General features: G+C 38.1%; 20 protein-coding genes and 1 riboswitch. Of the genes, 19 read left to right on the forward strand and 1 reads right to left on the reverse strand.

All coding sequences use genetic code 11. The features are described 5' to 3' along the window. The first annotated feature begins 7 nt into the window (after nucleotides 1-7). The 12 genes from ACQKTA_RS01980 to ACQKTA_RS02035 all read left to right on the forward strand — a co-directional run bounded on the left by ACQKTA_RS01980 (nucleotide 8) and on the right by ACQKTA_RS02035 (nucleotide 11,721). On the forward strand, nucleotides 8-643 hold the full coding sequence (locus tag ACQKTA_RS01980) for a lysozyme family protein (RefSeq protein WP_427813992.1): 636 nt from the start codon (nucleotides 8-10) through the stop codon (nucleotides 641-643). Nucleotides 644-793: 150 nt separating this feature from the next. Next, complete coding sequence (gene dnaG / locus ACQKTA_RS01985; RefSeq protein ID WP_407856073.1) at nucleotides 794-2,614, forward strand: DNA primase; 1,821 nt, start codon at nucleotides 794-796, stop codon at nucleotides 2,612-2,614. Nucleotides 2,615-2,636: 22 nt separating this feature from the next. Beyond that, entirely contained in the window at nucleotides 2,637-3,746 is a 1,110-nt protein-coding gene (rpoD, locus tag ACQKTA_RS01990; RefSeq protein ID WP_407857092.1) for an RNA polymerase sigma factor RpoD, read from the forward strand. Nucleotides 3,747-3,924: 178 nt separating this feature from the next. Beyond that, the gene (locus tag ACQKTA_RS01995) at nucleotides 3,925-5,838 is read left to right on the forward strand and encodes a cell division site-positioning protein MapZ family protein (protein WP_427813993.1); all 1,914 of its coding nucleotides are present in this window, start codon (nucleotides 3,925-3,927) and stop codon (nucleotides 5,836-5,838) included. 130 nt (nucleotides 5,839-5,968) lie between these two features. Further along, on the forward strand, nucleotides 5,969-6,823 hold the full coding sequence (locus ACQKTA_RS02000) for a CvfB family protein (RefSeq protein ID WP_332581026.1): 855 nt from the start codon (nucleotides 5,969-5,971) through the stop codon (nucleotides 6,821-6,823). Between the two features lie 112 nt (nucleotides 6,824-6,935). After that, the gene (locus ACQKTA_RS02005) at nucleotides 6,936-7,391 is read left to right on the forward strand and encodes a Fur family transcriptional regulator (protein ID WP_332581025.1); all 456 of its coding nucleotides are present in this window, start codon (nucleotides 6,936-6,938) and stop codon (nucleotides 7,389-7,391) included. A gap of 109 nt (nucleotides 7,392-7,500) precedes the next feature. Next, the gene (xerD, locus tag ACQKTA_RS02010; RefSeq protein WP_332581024.1) at nucleotides 7,501-8,391 is read left to right on the forward strand and encodes a site-specific tyrosine recombinase XerD; all 891 of its coding nucleotides are present in this window, start codon (nucleotides 7,501-7,503) and stop codon (nucleotides 8,389-8,391) included. Nucleotides 8,392-8,405: 14 nt separating this feature from the next. Continuing rightward, the gene (locus tag ACQKTA_RS02015; RefSeq protein ID WP_427813994.1) at nucleotides 8,406-8,771 is read left to right on the forward strand and encodes a GNAT family N-acetyltransferase; all 366 of its coding nucleotides are present in this window, start codon (nucleotides 8,406-8,408) and stop codon (nucleotides 8,769-8,771) included. Nucleotide 8,772: 1 nt separating this feature from the next. After that, a complete protein-coding gene (locus tag ACQKTA_RS02020) occupies nucleotides 8,773-9,519 on the forward strand; it encodes a segregation/condensation protein A (RefSeq protein WP_427813995.1) in 747 nt (248 codons plus the stop codon). Then, on the forward strand, nucleotides 9,516-10,097 hold the full coding sequence (scpB, locus tag ACQKTA_RS02025; RefSeq protein WP_332581021.1) for an SMC-Scp complex subunit ScpB: 582 nt from the start codon (nucleotides 9,516-9,518) through the stop codon (nucleotides 10,095-10,097). The genes ACQKTA_RS02020 and scpB overlap by 4 nt, the downstream gene beginning before the upstream one ends. Beyond that, entirely contained in the window at nucleotides 10,098-10,814 is a 717-nt protein-coding gene (locus ACQKTA_RS02030; protein WP_332581020.1) for a pseudouridine synthase, read from the forward strand. Between the two features lie 68 nt (nucleotides 10,815-10,882). Beyond that, a riboswitch (FMN riboswitch) is annotated at nucleotides 10,883-11,001 on the forward strand. A 126-nt stretch (nucleotides 11,002-11,127) separates the two neighbouring features. Continuing rightward, the gene (locus ACQKTA_RS02035) at nucleotides 11,128-11,721 is read left to right on the forward strand and encodes an ECF transporter S component (RefSeq protein WP_332581019.1); all 594 of its coding nucleotides are present in this window, start codon (nucleotides 11,128-11,130) and stop codon (nucleotides 11,719-11,721) included. Between the two features lie 103 nt (nucleotides 11,722-11,824). Here ACQKTA_RS02035 and ACQKTA_RS02040 read toward each other — a convergent pair whose 3' ends face one another. Next, nucleotides 11,825-12,040, reverse strand: coding sequence for a ferredoxin (locus ACQKTA_RS02040; protein WP_332581018.1), 216 nt, complete (start codon nucleotides 12,038-12,040; stop codon nucleotides 11,825-11,827). A 28-nt stretch (nucleotides 12,041-12,068) separates the two neighbouring features. Between ACQKTA_RS02040 and ACQKTA_RS02045 the strand changes: the two genes are divergently transcribed. From ACQKTA_RS02045 to ACQKTA_RS02075, 7 genes are all read left to right on the forward strand, one after another. Continuing rightward, entirely contained in the window at nucleotides 12,069-13,055 is a 987-nt protein-coding gene (locus tag ACQKTA_RS02045; RefSeq protein WP_427813996.1) for a helix-turn-helix domain-containing protein, read from the forward strand. Next, a complete protein-coding gene (locus ACQKTA_RS02050; protein ID WP_427813997.1) occupies nucleotides 13,046-14,440 on the forward strand; it encodes a RecQ family ATP-dependent DNA helicase in 1,395 nt (464 codons plus the stop codon). The genes ACQKTA_RS02045 and ACQKTA_RS02050 overlap by 10 nt, the downstream gene beginning before the upstream one ends. Before the next feature lie 68 nt (nucleotides 14,441-14,508). Continuing rightward, entirely contained in the window at nucleotides 14,509-15,192 is a 684-nt protein-coding gene (locus ACQKTA_RS02055; RefSeq protein WP_427813998.1) for a LysM peptidoglycan-binding domain-containing protein, read from the forward strand. Nucleotides 15,193-15,249: 57 nt separating this feature from the next. After that, a complete protein-coding gene (gene cmk, locus ACQKTA_RS02060; protein ID WP_407856068.1) occupies nucleotides 15,250-15,921 on the forward strand; it encodes a (d)CMP kinase in 672 nt (223 codons plus the stop codon). Between the two features lie 145 nt (nucleotides 15,922-16,066). Continuing rightward, nucleotides 16,067-17,287 (forward strand): 30S ribosomal protein S1, encoded by a 1,221-nt coding sequence (gene rpsA, locus ACQKTA_RS02065; protein ID WP_332581013.1) that lies wholly within the window; start codon nucleotides 16,067-16,069, stop codon nucleotides 17,285-17,287. Between the two features lie 321 nt (nucleotides 17,288-17,608). Continuing rightward, on the forward strand, nucleotides 17,609-18,919 hold the full coding sequence (gene der / locus ACQKTA_RS02070) for a ribosome biogenesis GTPase Der (protein WP_427813999.1): 1,311 nt from the start codon (nucleotides 17,609-17,611) through the stop codon (nucleotides 18,917-18,919). A 220-nt stretch (nucleotides 18,920-19,139) separates the two neighbouring features. Next, on the forward strand, nucleotides 19,140-19,415 hold the full coding sequence (locus ACQKTA_RS02075; RefSeq protein ID WP_332581011.1) for an HU family DNA-binding protein: 276 nt from the start codon (nucleotides 19,140-19,142) through the stop codon (nucleotides 19,413-19,415). The last annotated feature ends 135 nt before the right edge of the window (nucleotides 19,416-19,550 follow it).

Genomic DNA, 19,550 nt, shown 5'->3' on the forward strand with positions numbered 1-19,550 from the left:
AAGTCATATGTTGAAATTAATTGGTAAAATAATAAAATTCATTATAACTCTGGGTGTTGTCATTGTTATTTTTGTTGGAGGATTTTTTGCAGTTCGGACATATAAAAGTGTCAAAACCGTTACTAGCTATCGTAGTGAAGTCCAACAGGCGGCAGATGAAGCTGGTGTAGGCAAATACACAGATGTCATTTTAGGGATTATGTACACGGAGTCAAAAGGAAAAGGCACTGACTTGATGCAAAGTTCTGAGAGCGCCTATGGTAGTCGCGGCCAAATTGATAGCCAAAAAGAGAGTATTGAGATTGGTGTAGAACATTTCGCTCAAAGTTATAAGTTAGCCAGCGCTGCTGGGTGTGATCTAGCCACTGCGATTCAAGCCTATAATTTTGGAACGAAGTATATTGATTTTGTTAAAGACAATGGTGGCAAGAATAGTGTCGAATTGGCGGAAGAATACTCAAGAGATGTATTATCTCCTGGTTTTGGCAATGATCAGCAAGAAACTTATCGGTATATGAAATGGCAATCAGTTCTGTATAATGGCGGGTATTTATACCGTGATGGAGGAAATATGTTTTATGCAGAACTCGTCCAAACCAATAAGCAGTTCATCACATGGTATGAAAGGTTTCAAAAGAGTTAAAATAACAAGCGGAAAACTTGTAATAATAAGGAAGTATGCTAAAATGGTACATGTATAAGTTTGTCTAAAACAATCGCGCTGATCGGAAGATGAATTAGGGCGATTTTTTAGGTCTTTTATCATATTTTATGGAAATCAGGGTGATATTTTTTGGCACAAAGAATCCCCCAACAAGTGATCGATGAGGTTCGTGAAAAAACGAATATCGTTGAAGTGATTGGGCAATACGTCCAATTGAAAAAATCAGGGAAAAATTATTTGGGATTATGTCCATTCCATGAAGAAAAGACACCGTCGTTTTCAGTTGCTGAAGACAAACAAATTTTTCACTGTTTCGGTTGCGGCAAAGGTGGGAATGTCTATACATTTCTACAAGAGCTAGAAGGTATTACTTTTCCTGAGGCAGTAAAAAAAGTTGCCGACATTGAGCAGATTCCTTTGGCTATTGATATTGCAACTGAACCAATCAGCCAAACATCTACTGGACAGCAACAATTGATTGGTTTGCATGAACGTACGCGGGATTTGTATCATCATATCTTGATGAATACTAAAGTCGGTGAAGAAGCATTGGATTATTTGCATGAGCGTGGATTAACTGATGAGTTGATTAACGAGTTCAAGATCGGTTTTGCACCTAATCAACGAGATTTTTTAGTTCAAGTAGCTCAGCAAGATAAAGTCAATGCTGATTTAATGGAACGAAGCGGATTGTTCATTCGTCGCGATAATGGGAGCTTTAGTGATCGTTTCTATCAACGAGTAATGTTTCCTTTAAATGATTTCAGAGGAAAGCCAATTGGTTTTTCTGGTCGTTTATTAAAGACGAAAGACTATCCTGGCGATGATCAGCCTAAGTACCTGAATTCGCCTGAAACGGAATTGTTCAATAAACGTCAAGTTTTATTTAATTTCGACAAGGCGCGCAATGAAATCCGAAAACAAGGTGAAGCGATTTTATTTGAAGGATTCATGGATGTATTAGCAGCATGGCAAGCGGATATAAAAATTGGATTAGCATCGATGGGGACCAGTTTGACGGAACAGCAGATCTCAGCGATTGAGCGAATCACGGGTCAAGTAGTAATTGCTTATGATGGTGATGATCCCGGACAAGCAGCGACTGATCGAGCTTTGACGCTTTTAAGTACGCACAGTCGGTTGAATCTTTCAACGGTGACGATTCCTGAAAAGTTAGATCCGGATGAATACTTACGTAAATATGGAATCACGGAATTACAGAATTTGATTCACCATGGACGTCAAACGCCTTTTGCATTCAAAATGTATTATCGTAAAAAAGGACTGAATTTGGAAAATGAATCGGATCGCTTGAATTATTTAGAAGCGGTGATGCAAGATTTAGCAAAAGTCCAATCGCCGGTCGAACAGGATATGTATTTGGGTCAGCTTGCAGCTGAATTTCATCTCTCTCGTGAGAGTTTGAAGCAACAATTGCAAATGGCGCGTCAAACGCAACGAACAGAGCGAAGGCAACAACAAGTTGCTATAGCACCTTCACCGATCCAATCTAATAAACGTGTATTAACTAAAGAAGAAAAAGCAGAACGGATGCTGATTTATCGTTGCATGAACGAGAATTCGGTGCGCGAACAGTTGGTTCAATCGGAATTTCAATTTATTCACGATCAGTATCAGGAATTGCTTCTTTATCTAGATAGTTATATGATGGTTCATGGAAATTTTATTTTGGCAGACTTCCTGAACTATTTAAAAGAGGAAGAGATGAAGCAGTTAGTCATCGACATCTCTATAATATCCATGTCAGAAGATAGTAATGAACGCGAAATCTATGACTTGATGCGGGTTATTTCCCAATCTGGCATTGCTGAAGAAATCAAACAACGACAAAAAGAGCAGCTTGAGGCCAGGAAAAGCGGGAACCAACAACGAGAACTGGAGTTGACGATTCAGATTATCGAATTGACGAAACGCTTGAAACAAGCCTAGAAGTGAAAGGGGCATTTATTTTATGGCAGATGTAAAAAATGACAAAGAATATCAAAAAAAATTAGCAGCCTTTATCAAAGAGAAAAAACCTTTGGGACAGGTAGTCTATGATGAATTGACGAACCGTTTAGCAACACCGTACTCATTAGGTGCTGAAGCAATGGATGACTTGATTCAAAAAATCGAAGATGCTGGAATCAGTGTTGTCGATGAAAATGGTGAACCTTCTAAAGCTAGTTTGAAACAAAATGAAAAAACGGCAAAAGAAGCACAAAAAGAAGATTTATCAGCCCCAACTGGCGTTAAAATCAATGACCCAGTTCGTATGTACTTAAAAGAAATCGGTCGTGTGTCTCTTTTGACGGCACAAGAAGAGGTTGAACTTGCATTATTGATTGAACAAGGAGATCAAGAAGCAAAACAACGTTTAGCAGAAGCTAACCTACGTTTAGTAGTAAGTATTGCGAAACGTTATGTGGGACGTGGAATGCAATTCCTTGATTTAATCCAAGAAGGAAATATGGGCTTGATGAAAGCTGTTGAAAAATTTGATTATCGCAAAGGATTCAAATTCTCAACGTATGCAACATGGTGGATTCGTCAAGCGATTACTCGTGCAATTGCTGACCAAGCGCGTACGATCCGTATCCCTGTTCATATGGTCGAAACAATCAATAAATTGATTCGTGTGCAACGTCAATTATTACAAGACTTAGGACGCGAACCAACACCCGAAGAAATCGGTGCTGAAATGGATCTTCCGACTGAAAAAGTGCGTGAAATCCTTAAGATTGCTCAAGAACCAGTTTCATTGGAAACACCAATCGGTGAGGAAGATGATTCTCATTTAGGTGATTTTATCGAAGACCAGGAAGCAACCAGTCCAGCAGAACATGCAGCATCTGAAATGTTGAAAGAACAACTAGAAGATGTATTAGATACTTTAACAGATCGTGAAGAAAATGTTTTACGTTTACGTTTTGGATTAGATGATGGTCGAACACGTACGCTAGAAGAAGTAGGCCGTGTATTCGGTGTTACCCGTGAACGTATTCGCCAAATTGAAGCGAAGGCATTGCGTAAATTACGCCATCCTTCTCGTTCGAAACAATTGAAAGACTTTTTAGAATAAACATCGTTGAACTCCTTGAGGCAACTCAAGGAGTTTTTTATTTGTCGTAATTATAAATCAAACAATTTGTTCAAAAAGGATTTTCTTATTTTTGATTAATTCAACCGAAAACTGCTTGGAACATCTCGTGACATATGATAGATTAAAGCATAAGATTGAAAAAAAGGAGCCGATTTCATTGCAAAAATGCCCTAACTGTGGTTTTGAACCAGTCGAAGGATGCACGACTTGTCCGAAGTGTGGCTTTTCACTACAGTTAAATGAAGAAGATAAAATTAAAAAAGACGATGATTTAAATGATACTATTGAGTGGTCTAAATTGGCGAATATGCCGATCGAATCTGTCCAACAAATGTTTAAAGAAAATGAGGACAAAATGAAAGAAGCGGATTCTGAGCGCGAAGATCCAAAGCATGAACCGGAAGAAGCGCTAGAAATGAATCCAATTTTGGCACAGTATATTCGTCAACATAAAGAAGGCGCTGATCCTGAGGATGATTCTTTACTTTCTGAGGCAATCGAAGAGGCAAAGGCTGAGGAAGAACACTCATCAGTAGAAGAAAGTGATCAATCTGAAAAGTCGAACGAGCTTTCTGAAGAGCCGAATGAACCAGAGGTACCAGATTTAATTATTGAATCTGATAACGTGACTTCTACAGAAGAATCCTTGAAGGAAGAGCAATCAGAAGTTGTTAATGAATCCAAAGTCGATTCTGAAGAGTCTGAAGAATTAATCGAAGAGCCTGACTTTAGCTCTGAACAGACTGAACCAAATCCATTAATTGTCGATCCTGAGTTTGAATCAGAAGTTTCTGTCCCACTTGAAGAAGATGAGGCGACAAATGAATCAGAAAAAGTAGTAGTTGAACCGATAGTCGAAAGTCGATCAGAAGAAACTGATACTGAACCAAATGCAATAAATGAGCCGGAAGAAGCTATTATTGAACCGGTAATATCTAACAAAAGCGAAGAAGTATCTGCTGATGAACCAGTTGTAGAAACTACAGCTGATCAAGAAGCCCCACCTTCAAATACTCAACCACCTGAAGAAAAACCAAAGAAAAATCGTAAGAGATTATTCATTACATTAGCAGCTGTTATTGTTTTAGGCTTAGGTGGGGGTTATTATTACCAACATGAGAAGAAAGTAGAAGCGCAACGGATCGCAACAATCAAGAAGGATAATGAGTCATTGGATACGATCGAAAAAAGTATCAATGATTACTATACTACGGATAAAAAAATCTATCTTGCAGCAGACAAATTAGATTTAAATGCCGCAAAAATTGATGAAGAATTAGCTGGCTATAAAAGTAATGATCGTTATGATGATTTGAAAAAAGAGTATGATGAATTGGTAGCTAAACAGAAAGCTGAGCAAGCAGTCAACCAATTATTCACTAGTGCTGCAATCGATGGCGATAAAATGGTTGAGAAACCTTTATTGAAAACAGCAGATCCTGTTGATTTAACAGTTGATACAGGAGATAAAGAGTTTGATGGACTAATGGCGCAAGCAATCACTAATGCTAAGGACCAATATACAAAAGTAGAAGCTGCTAAAAAAGGGACTGCTAGTTTATTAAAAGATGGAAAAATGATTGATTCAGTGACACGTGATCAATACAATACTGCTAATAATGCAGTAAAAGCAGTCGCTAATCAACAGCTGGTCAAGACTCAAATAGAGGAATTAGCTAGAGTAGATCAAACATTGAAAGATAAAGAAAAGAAAGCGGCTGAAGAAAAAGCTGCAGCTGAAAAGGCTGCTAAAGAAAAATCCGAGCAAGATAAGGCCGCTCAAAAAGCGGCGAATACCAGTGCCGCCGGGGATACAAGCAGTTCTGCTTACACTTGGGCTGCGGGTGTAAAAGAGCAAGTGATCCAAACGTGTATTTCACGAGGATACATTGTTGAAGGTGGTTACAGCTTAGTTCCTGTCAAGATAGAAAATGGTGAAGGTTATTATAATCTTTATGCTACTTCTAATCGTGCAGCTTTGACTAAGGGCTATTCAGATTCCGATTTGCCAATGTATTTGGTGACGATCAACTGTAAAACGGGTTGGTTCAAAGGAAATGGTCCTAATTAAATCAATGACATTTAGCTGGGAAGAATACTTCTTTCCAGCTTTACTGCTTGCATTGGTCTGCTAGAGAATGTTATATGTTAAATAAAATCACGAGACACTTTGTCTTTAATATAAGTAAGGAGCAAAAATTATGAACGAGCTATTAGGTCAAGTTATTACTGGTTTGATTATTGATGAAAATGAAACAATGTATTTAGTACAAAAAAATGGTGTTACTTTTCGATTAGCAAAAACGGAAGGCGAACATGAGATTGGCGAGAGTATCGAAGGATTTGCCTATGTCAATCAAAAGAAAGAAGCAGTTATAACTACGGTAATCCCTCAAGTACGGATCGGACATTTTGCTTTTGGTGAAGTAACTGACGTTCGCCGTGACTTAGGGGCATTCGTTAATATCGGATTGCCTGACAAAGATATGGTGGTATCTTTAGATGAAATGCCTAGCATGAAAGAATTATGGCCTAAAAAAGGCGATCGTTTAATGATCAGCTTACGAGTAGATGAAAAGGATCGTATGTGGGGTGTTTTAGCAGATGAAGCGATTTTCCATTCATTAAGTCGATCTGGTTCGGCTGAAATGCAAAATGAAAATAAAAACGGAACGATTTATCGTTTGAAAGTTGCCGGATCTTATCTGATCACTGATGATTTTTATATTGGTTTTGTTCATCCATCTGAACGCTATAAAGAACCTCGTTTGGGTGAAGTAGTCGAAGCACGTGTTATTGGGGTTCGCCCTGATGGCGTTTTAAACATGTCGTTAAAACCACGGAATTATGAGATGATCAATGATGATGCGGCGATGATTTTGACCATGCTGCAACGAAATGCAACACACTCTTTACCCTATTGGGATAAATCTGCTCCTGAAGAAATCAAAGAAGCCTTTGGTATCAGCAAAGGCCAATTCAAACGTGCGATCGGTCATTTATTGAAAGAAAAATTGATTAGCCAAACTGAGGGAGAAATCAAGTTAAAAAGCTAATTGAGAATAACCTTGCATAACTCTCAAGCTTAAACTATAATAATTCTAAGAAAGAGACGTTTATTTGGTTTCTTATTTATAATTATTATAATGTAGATAAAGGAGAATTCTCTTGAACGCAGTTTTAGCCTTACAAAAAACGAAAAAACAGCTCCATGATTCTGGTTTCAAGTTGACTCCTCAACGTGAAGCAACGGTGCTCGTTTTATTAGAAAATGAAAAAGATCATTTATCAGCAGAAGAAATCTATTTTCTCGTGAAGAAAAAAAGTCCAGAAATTGGTTTAGCGACTGTTTATCGAACACTAGAAATTTTGACAGAATTGCGGATCGTTAACAAAATCAGTTTTGATGATGGCTTGGCACGCTATGACTTACGCAAAGAGGGTGCAGAGCATTTCCACCACCACTTGCTTTGTTTGGAGTGCGGCAATATCGAAGAAATCGAAGAAGACTTGCTGGGAGATGTTGAACGAATCGTGGAATCACGTTATCATTTTGCAGTAAAAGACCATCGCTTGACCTTTCACGGGATTTGCCAAAGCTGTCAACAAAAAAATAGAGCATAAAGCTTTTAATAAATCGATTAATTCATAATTAAATTTGTAGTCCCTTGCAAAGATACGTGCTATCATTTCAAGGGGCTTTTTGTTATGATAAAGCGAAAGTGGTGAAAGCATGGAAGAACAAATTACGGAATATTTGCATTTTTTATCGATTGAGCGAGGTCTTTCCGAAAATACTCGAACTAGTTATCAACGCGACTTGCTTCAATACTTACAGTTTTTAAAAGAGCAAGGAATAACTGAATGGACTGCCGTAGATCGTTACGTAGTCGTTGCTTTTTTGGCGAGTCTAACAGAGGCTGGCAAGGCAACCACAACGATCACGCGAATGATTTCTAGTTTACGACGTTTTCATCAATTTTTACGTCAAGAACGTTATACTGATCATGATCCAATGCAACACATCGATAGTCCTAAAAAAGCGCAAAAATTACCGCAGACACTTTCTTTGGCAGAAGTGGAACGTTTGATTGCGGCACCTGATACAACGACTGATCTAGGGATTCGCGACCGCGCGATTTTAGAAGTGATGTATGCCACAGGATTACGGGTAAGTGAATTGATTGGCTTGAAGCTGGGAGATATTCATTTAGAAATGGGTCTGTTGCAAACAATCGGTAAAGGGGATAAAGAACGAATCGTACCTTTAGGTGATTATGCGATTCATTGGATTGAACGTTACCTTTCAGAAGTTCGACCCTTATTAACTAAAAAAACACCAAATGAAATCCATGTATTTGTGAACAACCATGGGCATGGAATGAGCCGTCAAGGAATATGGAAAAACTTAAAACAGTATGTAATTAAAGCTGAGATCACAAAAGATGTCACACCACATACATTACGCCATAGTTTTGCGACCCATTTATTAGAAAACGGGGCTGATTTACGAACAGTCCAAGAGCTATTAGGTCATGCGGATATCTCAACGACCCAAATTTATACACACATCACGAAACGCAGGATGACCGAAGTGTATAAAGAATTTTTCCCGCGTGCTTAACAGGAGGAGAAAAAGTGCTTACTAAATATCGAAAAAATCAACGAAAAATTGCTATGGGGCTATTAGGCTTTCATGACGGTTTAAAAGATCAAAAACATTTATTAAAAGAGATTGATACATATGAGGAAGATGAACGGTACCAATTATTTTGTTACTATGATGAAACTTCTGATAATGTCCAAGGAGTCATTGGTATCAGTCAACTAGAAGGCGACGAACTTATTTTGCACGATATTAGTTTAAATCCATCTTATCGTGGAGAAGGGATCAGCTTGAAAATGATGGATGAGCTCCAAGAACTTTATCCGGAAGAGCAAATCATTGGCACTCCTGCTACGTCAATGTTTTTAGCAAAATGGCAAGAGCGTAAACGAGGATAATATGGAAGCCATTAATTTAAAATTAGATGTTTTTGAAGGTCCATTAGATTTGCTATTGCATCTGATCCAGCAATTGGAGATAGACATTTATGACATCCCGATCGCTGGGGTAACAGAACAGTATATGGATTATATTCATGCAATGAAAACGTTAGAACTAGAAGTTGCCGGGGAATACATCGTTATGGCAGCGACATTGATGTCGATCAAAAGTCAGATGTTATTACCAAAACAGGAGTTAGAATTTGATTATGAGGAAGACGAGGGAGAAGATCCTCGTGATGCATTAGTGCAGCAATTGTTAGAATATCGCAAGTATAAATATGCAGCGACTGTCTTATCTGAAAAAGAACAAGAACGCAGCCAATATTATACGAAAGCTCCAATGGATCTCAGTGATTATGAAGAAGAGATTTTACCCTTACCTAAAGATCAATTGAATACGATTGATTTATTTTTGGCGCTACATGATGTTTTAAAACGCAAAAAAGATTTAGAACCGATCACTACAACGGTCGCTTCGGAATCAATCACTATCGATCAAAAAGTAACAGAGATCCAGCAGCGCTTGGCTGATTTAGCTGAAAATGAAAGTTTAACTTTAGAATCAATGTTTACGCATTATACTAAAGATGAAATGATCACAACGTTTATGGCGTTGTTAGAATTAATGAAAAAAGGTCATGCAATCGCTAGTCAGTCAGAGACCTATGCACCAATTTTAATTTTTAAAGGAGTTACCCCATGAACCAAATGAGTCAAATCGAAGCCATGCTTTTTGTTGTTGGTGATGAAGGATTGAGCTTAGAAGAATTATCATTTACATTAGACTCTGCGACTTCAGAACTTTACGATAGCATCCAAAAGTTAAAAGAGCGTTATGAAAATGATAAAGCATCTGCACTGACCATTTTAGAAGTGGGCAATCACTTTGTATTAAGTACAAAGAAAAGATTTGCTCCGCTATTAAAAGATTTTGCGCGTTCGCCGATGGCTAATCGTTTGAGCCAAGCTGCGTTAGAGACACTATCGATCATTGCCTACAAACAACCGATCACGCGATCTGAAGTCGATGAATTACGAGGTGTTCAATCAAGTGGGGCAGTTCAGACGTTAGTTGCTCGCCAATTGATCGAAGAACAAGGACGAGTAGAAGGTCCGGGTCGTGCTATTTTATACGGTACAAGCGATTATTTTATGGATTATTTTGGGTTAAAAGATATCAAGGAATTACCTGATGTACAAATGATGGAAGAAGATCTGGCAGACGATGAAGAACCATTGGATTTGTTTTATGATCGTTTCAAAGAAGAGGATGAAGTATAAATGGAAAGATTACAAAAAATTATTGCTCATGCCGGTATTGCATCACGCCGCAAAGCAGAAGATTATATCACGAGTGGGCGTGTCAGCGTCAATGGTGAGGTCATTAGAGAATTAGGAACTAAAGTTGGAAAAAAAGATATCGTTGAAGTAGACGGTGTGCCGATTTATCAAGAAGAACCAGTTTATTATTTATTTTATAAACCCCGGGGAGTCATCTCGGCTGTTTCAGATGATAAGAAGCGGAAAGTCGTCACAGATTATTTTGCAGCCGTTCCGGAAAGAATTTATCCTGTAGGCCGTTTGGACTATGATACATCGGGTATATTATTGTTAACTAATGATGGCGATTTTTCTCAACGTTTGGCCCATCCTAAACACGAAATCGATAAAGTTTATGTGGCAAAAGTTAAAGGATATGCTGAAAAACGAGTATTGATGCCATTGACTAGAGGCGTAAGAATCGAAGGAAAGAAAACAGCTCCAGCCCGTTTTGAAATTCTTTCAACTGATAAAGTTGCTGGTACAAGTATTGTGGAATTAACAATTCACGAAGGTCGTAATCATCAAGTAAAAAATATGTTAGCAGCAGTTGGTTTACCAGTTCAAAAATTAAAACGTGAACGTTATGGTGATTTGACGCTTCAAGGACTACGACCAGGTGAATATCGCCGGTTAAATAATAAGGAAATTAATTCATTATTAAATCAATCAAGATAACTAAACTCATTTACTTGTTTTTTGATAGTAAAGTTGTTATAGTGAAGCTATCAAAAAAATAATTTAAGGTTCGTCTTCAGGGGCAGGGTGAAAATCCCGACCGGCGGTCATAGTCCGCGAACTGCGTAAGCAGCCGAATCGGTGGAAATCCGATACCGACAGTACAGTCTGGATAAAGAAGATAGAGCTTATTTGAGTGAGTCTGTATTCAATTCAAGTAACTCTATGCTTTTGCTGAAGCATGGGGTTTTTTTGCGTATCAAATTCTACTCAAATAGTTCGATGAAGATGATTCCGAATCGGAGGATTTCAGATGAAGAACTTAAAGTTACAAAAAATGACAGCAGTAGCAGTAGCAGCAGCAATGGGATTGATTTTGCAATTGATTGCATTTCCAATCGTTCCCATGTTTCCATTTCTAAAGTTGGATTTTAGTGATATTCCAGTATTGATCAACATGTTTATCTTTGGACCTATGACGGGAATTGCGACCGCGCTCATTCGTTCAATCGTCCATCTAACAATGACTGGGTTTTCGATCGATAATATGATTGGTGATTTTGCCAGCTTCTTTGCATCAGTATTATATACATTACCGATTTTTCTGATGTACCGTCAAAAAACGAAAGCTAAACATGCACTAGGATTAGGACTGGGTATTCTAGCTATGACGATTTTTATGAGCGTAGCTAATTATTTTGTCATCACGCCACTATACTTAAAAGTCTTTGGACTTTCAGCAAGTCAAATGTTGGGGATGGGCTTAGGACGCTATATCTTAGTTGGGATCGTACCGTTTAATTTAATTAAAGGAGCCATTGTCAGTGGGGTCTTTCTAGTACTACATGCTAAGTTATTACCTTGGTTATCTAGAAAAACAGTTGCTTCACAACACCACTCAATCTAAAATAAAAAAGAAGCTTGGACAAAAGTAATAATCTTTTGTCCAAGCTTCTTTTTATTTTTTAGCGACAATTGTTGTTTAACAACGAGCATAAATTTAAAATATGTTATAGTGAGTCTTGATATAAGATTGCATGAGAAGGACAACGTTTAGCTGACTCAATGACAGCTGCTTGCTGTGCTTTAGGTACAAATTCATGGGTCGCTTCAGGTTCGCCTACGAATAGAACAAGTCCTTCGTCTGTATAATCAAAAATTTCTGGCGCGATCGTTTGGCATAAACCACAAGCGATGCAACGTTCAGGAATGATTTCGCATTTCATTTTTTCACCTTCCACAGGAGATTTTACTATGACAATTTTTATTTTAACGTTATTTCGAACAGGCTACAAGTTAAGAACCTCTACTTTATACCATTTATTAGTAGGTAAAAGAACCAGTTCAGTTTTACTGCATGGTTTTTTTTATCAGAATTTAGCTTTTTTAGGGGCGTTGCCTCAATTAAAAGAAGCCGCTTTTCAAGAAGCTATCCAACAGTTAGCAGGCCAACACCTGATTGATATCGAGGCTGGATATGGACAGTTGACATCTTCTGGCGAACAATTATTAGCAGCAGAAAAAGTAGATCTGACCGGGATCGACAATTTACGTTTTGGTCGGATGCGCGAAGAAAGTTGGCAATTGATTTTGTTTAGCATCCAAGTGACCAGTCATCTATCGTTCAATGAAAAAAACTATCTACCAATTGAACATCGCCCGTATTATTTGCATCAAATAAAAAAATGGTTGGCACAGTCAGATCAACAACTATTAGCTAAAATCCAACAGGAGCTGATCGAAACGTTGGAAAGCTTGACCACTGATGAAGCAAATTTTTTGGCCAATCAATTTTCAGGACATGACTTTCAAGGGAAAACGATTTTTCAGCTTTTACCAGAGAAATGGAAAATGGAACCTTGGGCTGAATTGTACCGTCAACGAGCAATCGACAGTTTTTTACAGGCGTTACCAGAAGGTGAATTCAAACGTTTGATTGATTTTTTAGATCAACAAAATATCAATCGCAGTATGTTAAAAACGAAAGAGTTGTTCTTAACAGAAAAAACCGTGGACGAAATATTGATACTACGTCGATTAAAACAAGGAACGATCAATGATCATTTTATTGAATGGGCATTGTTGGATGAAAAATTTCCGTTCGATCGGTTTGACTTATTGAGTTTTGAAGTCATGGATATAAAGGAAGTCATCAATGCACATTATCAATCATATGACTTATCGTATTTGAATTTTCGTTTATCACAAATCTATTTTTTGAGGAAACAATTATGGAACTAAAACAAGTAGTAAAAAAGAAATTTGGGTTTGATGGATTTCGACCAGGTCAACAAGAAATTATTGAAACGCTCTTAGCTGGTGACTCAGTGTTAGGGATGCTGCCGACTGGGATAGGAAAATCATTGTGCTATCAATTACCTGGCTATCTCTTAGAGGGGACTGTGGTGGTGATTTCTCCATTGATTTCGTTGATGGAAGATCAAGTCACTCAGCTGCAACGTTTAGGTGAAAAAAGAGTTGTTGCGTTGAATAGTTTGTTGACTTCATGGGAAAAGCAATGGATTTTGAATCAAGCCCATACTTATAAGTTTATTTTTATGAGTCCTGAAATGTTTTTAAGTCCATCTGTCCAACAAACATTAAAAGCCATCAAATTAGCATTCGTGGTTGTGGATGAAGCACATTGCATTTCTCAATGGGGCATTGATTTCCGTCCTGAGTATTTAAAACTTTCGGAAGGCACTAGCTTTATCGAAGCGCCTTTCGTACTAGCCTTGACTGCTACGGCGACACCAGCTGTTCGCAAAGATATCCAACGTCTATTGTTTAATGAAAAGTTTGCAAAAGAATTTGTTTATTCAGTCGATCGGCCGAATATCAGTTTCTTTGTTAAACGGGAAGACAAATTAAAGGAACTGCAAACATTGATCAATTCACTGGATGGATCGGGAATCATCTATTGTGCGACACGCAAAAAAGTTGAAGAGCTGTATGAAACATTCAAAGGTCAGCAAGCGATCGCTTATTATCATGGTGGATTAAGCGGACAAGAGCGGCGAATGTTGCAGCAGCAATTTTTAACAGGAGACTTGAGAATTTTGATTGCGACGAATGCGTTTGGAATGGGAATAAATAAAGAAGATATCCGTTTCGTTATTCATTATGATTTGCCAGATTCCCCAGAGAATTATTTACAAGAAGTTGGCCGTGCAGGTCGTGACGGACGTTTAAGCCAAGCTATTCTATTATATGAAGATGGAGATGAACATATTCACCATTTTCTTCAGGAACAAACAGTTCAATCAAAAAAACTTTATGAAATTAAACAAAAAATGACGGATATCACTTTTGATGATCCATTGATCGATAAGTGGGAGCGTTTCTTTCCGAATACGGGAGAAGAGTTGTTGGGGTTATTAGAACAACGAGGAATGACTAAAAAAATCCAACTGCAAAAGATGTTGGACTATGTTCATACCAACGATTGCAGGCGAGACTTTTTAGTGAGTTATTTTGCTGAAACATTAACTAGTAAAAATGATTGCTGTTGTGATAATGATGGTGCTCAATTGCAACTGCATCCGTTTGAACGAGCCAAGATTGAAGAAAAGATACCATGGCAAAAAATTGTTCAAAAAATTTTTAAAAATCCCTTGAAAGATTGAAATATGACGCAAATTGAATTAGAGCTATGGTATAATACATGGCGATAGCATTTAGGAGGTTAGAGAAATTGAGTAGAAAAGATCGCTATAATGATACGAAAAACGAACCATGGGAACAAAATATTTATGAATCTGATGGTGAAGAATCAACAAGTTCACGTAGCCAATCTCGCCGCAGTAATGGTGGGAACAAAGGTGGCGGAAACACAAAATTCTTGACGATTCTTGTCGCGTTATTGTTAGCCCTAATTTTGATTCCGGCCGGTGCATTTTTCTGGATCACTAATGGAGACAGCAAATCAGCAGCCTCATCAGAAAGCACGACAGAAGTTTCAAAAGCCTCTTCAACTGAAACTTCAAGTAGTGAAGAAAGTACAACCGAAGAAAGTACTGATGACTCAACGGCTATTGCGGCAGCTTCAGCATCACAAGAAGCAGCCGAACAAGCAGCGGCAGCTTCAGCATCACAAGAAGCAGCCAATCAAGCGGCAGCGGCATCAGCATCGCAAGAAGCAGCCGAACAAGCAGCGGCAGCCTCAGCATCTCAAGCAGCAGCGGCGACGACACCTTCTTCATCTTCAACAACTGAAGGTGAAACAACAACTGTTCAAGCTGGTGAAGGGTTGCAGCAAATTGCTAATAGAACTGGTGTTGCGGTAGAAACAATTGCTGAACTGAATGGTAGAACAATCTTACCTAATGGTAGTTTTTCACCCGCAATCAATCCTGGAGATTCAATTAGAATTAAGTAATTTATACAGCCGTGATCATTTATGATTACGGCTTATTTATTGGAAAGAGGTAAAAGTATGGAGAAAATTTCGATTGCCATCGATGGTCCAGCATCGTCTGGTAAAAGTACGGTGGCTAAAATACTAGCTAGCGATTATGGATTTATTTATGTTGATACTGGAGCGATGTATCGTACGATCACTTATTTGGCGATCAAACATCACGTCGCATTTTCAGATGAAGATAAATTAGCACAATTAGCAATTGATTACCCAATCACTTTTAAACAATCTGCTCATGGCCAACTGGTCTTTGTTGATGGTGAAGATGTCACAATGGCGATTCGTCAGCCTGACGTGACCGCAGCTGTTTCTGAAGTTTCGGCCCACGGAAAAGTTCGTGAAGAATTGGTAGAAGCACAACGTAAATTGGCAAAAACCGGCGGTATCGTAATGGATGGACGCGATATCGGAACAACGGTATTGCCAGCAGCAGAAGCCAAAATTTTTCTGGTTGCAAGTGTTGAAGAACGAGCACAACGTCGCTATAAAGAAAATCAAGCAAAAGGTATCGAGATGGATTTTGATGCGATCAAAGAAGCAATTGCTAAACGTGATTACTTAGATTCTCATCGGGAAGTATCACCGCTTATCCAGGCAGAAGATGCCATATTAGTAGATACGACAGGAATGTCGATCATCCAAGTAGTTGAAAAAATTAAAGCGATCGTCACTGCAAAAGGTTTTTAAATTATTAACATTTTAGACAAATAAAGCGAATTTCTACTAATTTTTAGAAAAAAAGAAGAAATCGCTTTATTTTTCGTGTGTATTATTTTAGAATAGACAATGTAGTGTATTTTATGAAGAATTGTTGGTTAGGAGGACAAACGACATGACAGAATTAGAACGAAATTCAGTGGAGAACGAAAGTGTTTCCATGGAAGCAGCAATGGAAAGTGTGCACGAAGTTCAAGTTGGCGATATTGTTAAAGGTGAGGTACTTGCCTTAGAAGACAAACAAGTGATCGTTGGTATTGAAGGTGCGGGAGTGGAAGGTGTTGTTCCTGCAAAAGAACTTTCTACATTACCTGTTGAAGATATCAATGATGAAGTCAAGGTTGGCGATATTCTTGATTTGGTCGTTATCTCTTCTATCGGAAAAGATAAAGAAAATGGTAGCTATCTTCTTTCTAAACGCCGTTTAGATGCTAAAAAAGTTTGGGAAGATATCGAAAAAGAATACCAAGATGGCAATATCATCGAAGCACCAGTAACGAGTACTGTTAAAGGTGGGTTAGTAGTTGATGTGGGTGTTCGTGGTTTCGTCCCTGCTTCAATGATTGATGATCATTTTGTAGATGATTTCTCAGTGTATACTGGTAAAACATTGAAATTCAAAATTATTGAAATCGAACCTTCTGAAAATCGTTTGATTCTTTCTCACAAAGCAGTTGTTGCTGCTGAAAAAGCTGAGAAGAAAAAAGACCTTTTAGCTGATTTATATGAAGGACAAGTAATTAAAGGACAAGTTGCTCGTCTGACTGACTTTGGTGCTTTCGTTGATTTAGGCGGAATCGATGGCTTAGTACATGTTTCAGAAATTTCACACAGCCACGTGGCGAAACCGGCAGATGTTTTAAATGTTGGTGACGAAGTAGAAGTTCAAGTTCTTTCTGTCGATCCTGATAAAGAACGTATTTCATTATCAATCAAAGCAAACTTGCCTGGACCATGGACAGATATCGAAGAGAAAGCTGCTCCAGGAACGGTTCTTGAAGGAACAGTTAAACGTTTGACTAGTTTTGGTGCTTTTGTTGAAATCTTCCCTGGAGTAGAAGGTTTGGTGCATATCTCACAAATCTCTCACAAACATATTGCGACTCCGCACGAAGTATTGCATGAAGGCGATCAAGTCCAAGTCAAAGTCTTAGAAGTACACCCTGAAGATCATCGTGTTGCTCTTTCGATCAAAGCTTTAGAAGAAAAACCTGAAGAAGCCAAAGAAGAGCCTGCTGAAGAAGAAGCGTATGAATTACCAGAAGAAAATACTGGTTTTACAATGGGCGATATCTTAGGCGATGCGTTGAAAGATGATTCAGACGCTAACGAATAATCATGATCGAGAGCAGACCAGTTTACTGGAATGCTCTCTTTCTTTGCTATTTTACTAAAATATCAAAGAGTATCTAAAACCTTCTTATAAAAATGGCTCCTTCTCTTGCCAGAAGGAGTTTTCTTAGTTAAACTAAGGAGAATTTGAAAAACGATGCTAGTCCAACTGTTTGCGATGTATTTACGTGCTATAAGTATGAGTCAAATAGTAGGTCTATAGCTATAATCTAATACGGATAGTTGGATGTTATATGCTGAAGAGCATCAGATTTATTTTTCATAAGGAAAAATAAATACATTAAGAGGAACGAGGAATCAAGTTATGTCAAATCCTACAATTGCAATCGTTGGTCGTCCAAACGTTGGTAAATCAACATTGTTTAATCGAATCGCTGGAGAGCGAATTTCAATCGTCGAAGATACACCGGGGGTAACCCGTGACCGGATCTATGCTAAAGGTGAATGGTTGGGCCATGAATTTTCAATCATTGATACTGGTGGTATCGATATCGTTGATGAGCCCTTTATGGAACAAATCAAACAACAAGCACAAATCGCTATTGATGAAGCAGATGTTATCTTGTTAGCAGCTAGTGGTAAAGAAGGTGTCACGGATGCCGATGAAGCTGTTGCTAAAATTTTATATCGAAGCAACAAGCCAGTTATTTTGATGGTCAATAAAGTAGATAATCCTGAAATGCGTAATGATATTTATGAATTTTACGCTTTAGGATTAGGTGATCCATACCCTGTTTCTGGTAGTCATGGATTAGGCTTAGGTGATGTATTAGACGAAGCAGTCAAACATTTCCCAACAGATAATGAAGAAGAAGAAGATGACACAATCAAATTTAGTTTGATTGGCCGCCCAAATGTCGGTAAATCTTCATTGATCAATGCCATTTTAGGAGAAGATCGCGTGATCGTTTCTGATATTGAAGGAACAACTCGAGATGCAATCGATACAAAATTTGTTGGCGAAAGTGGACAAGAATTTACAATGATCGATACAGCTGGTATGCGTAAACGCGGGAAAGTTTATGAAACGACAGAAAAATATTCTGTGATGCGTGCAATGCGTGCGATTGACCGTTCGGACGTCGTATTAGTGGTATTAAATGGTGATGAAGGTATTCGCGAACAGGACAAACGAATCGCCGGCTATGCGCACGAGGCAGGCCGTGGGGTCATCATGGTTGTAAATAAATGGGACTTGGTCAAAAAAGATACAAATACCATGAAAAAATTTGAAGAAGAGATTCGCGAAGAATTTGCCTATTTAGATTATGCGCCAATTATTTTTGTATCAGCAATGACGAAACAACGTTTGAATAAGATTCCAGCAATCATCGAAGAAGTCAGCATGAACCAAAATCTTCGTATCCCTTCGTCTGTATTGAATGATATCATCATGGATGCTGTAGCAATCAATCCGACACCAACGGATAAAGGAAAACGTTTGAAGATCTTCTATGCAACGCAAGTCGCTGTGAAACCGCCGACCTTTGTCGTTTTTGTAAATGAAGAAGAGTTGATGCATTTCTCATATGCTCGTTTCTTAGAAAACCAAATCCGTAAAGCTTTTGAGTTTGAAGGAACACCAATCAAGATTATTCCACGTCGTCGAAAATAGAGTATTTTATCATACTTTTATTTTAGTGACAACAGATTTCACTGAAACCTAAAACCAACAAGAATTTTAGTGGATTAATCGCCAAAACCCTTGCTATCACTAGGTTCATATGCTATCGTTATAAAAGAATATTGACCAAATCAATATTTCTTACTAATTACTGGACCACTCAGTGATTAGTCGATGTTTATACATCATGTCTCAGGAGGTGAATTCATTCATGGCAAATAAAGCAGAATTGATCGAAAAAGTTGCAGCAGCTACTGACTTAACTAAGAAAGATGCTACAGCAGCAGTTGACGCTGTATTTTCAACAATCCAAGAAGCATTAGCTGACGGAGAAAAAGTACAATTGATCGGCTTTGGTAACTTTGAAGTACGTGAACGTGCGGCCCGTAAAGGACGTAACCCACAAACTGGTGAAGAAATCGAAATCGCAGCAAGCAAAGTACCTGCATTTAAACCAGGTAAAGCATTGAAAGATGCTGTTAAATAATTTGGTTGCTAAAACCACTGTGTCATTAGACACAGTGGTTTTTTGTTCTCTCATCAAAACAGTTATTTTTATAACATTCATTCTTATTAATAAATCGTATTCTTTTATTTTACGAAAAGCCTTACATAAGATAAA

It is taken from the genome of Enterococcus sp. 22-H-5-01, assembly GCF_050310005.1.
In the GTDB taxonomy this organism is placed as follows: domain Bacteria; phylum Bacillota; class Bacilli; order Lactobacillales; family Enterococcaceae; genus Enterococcus_A; species Enterococcus_A hailinensis.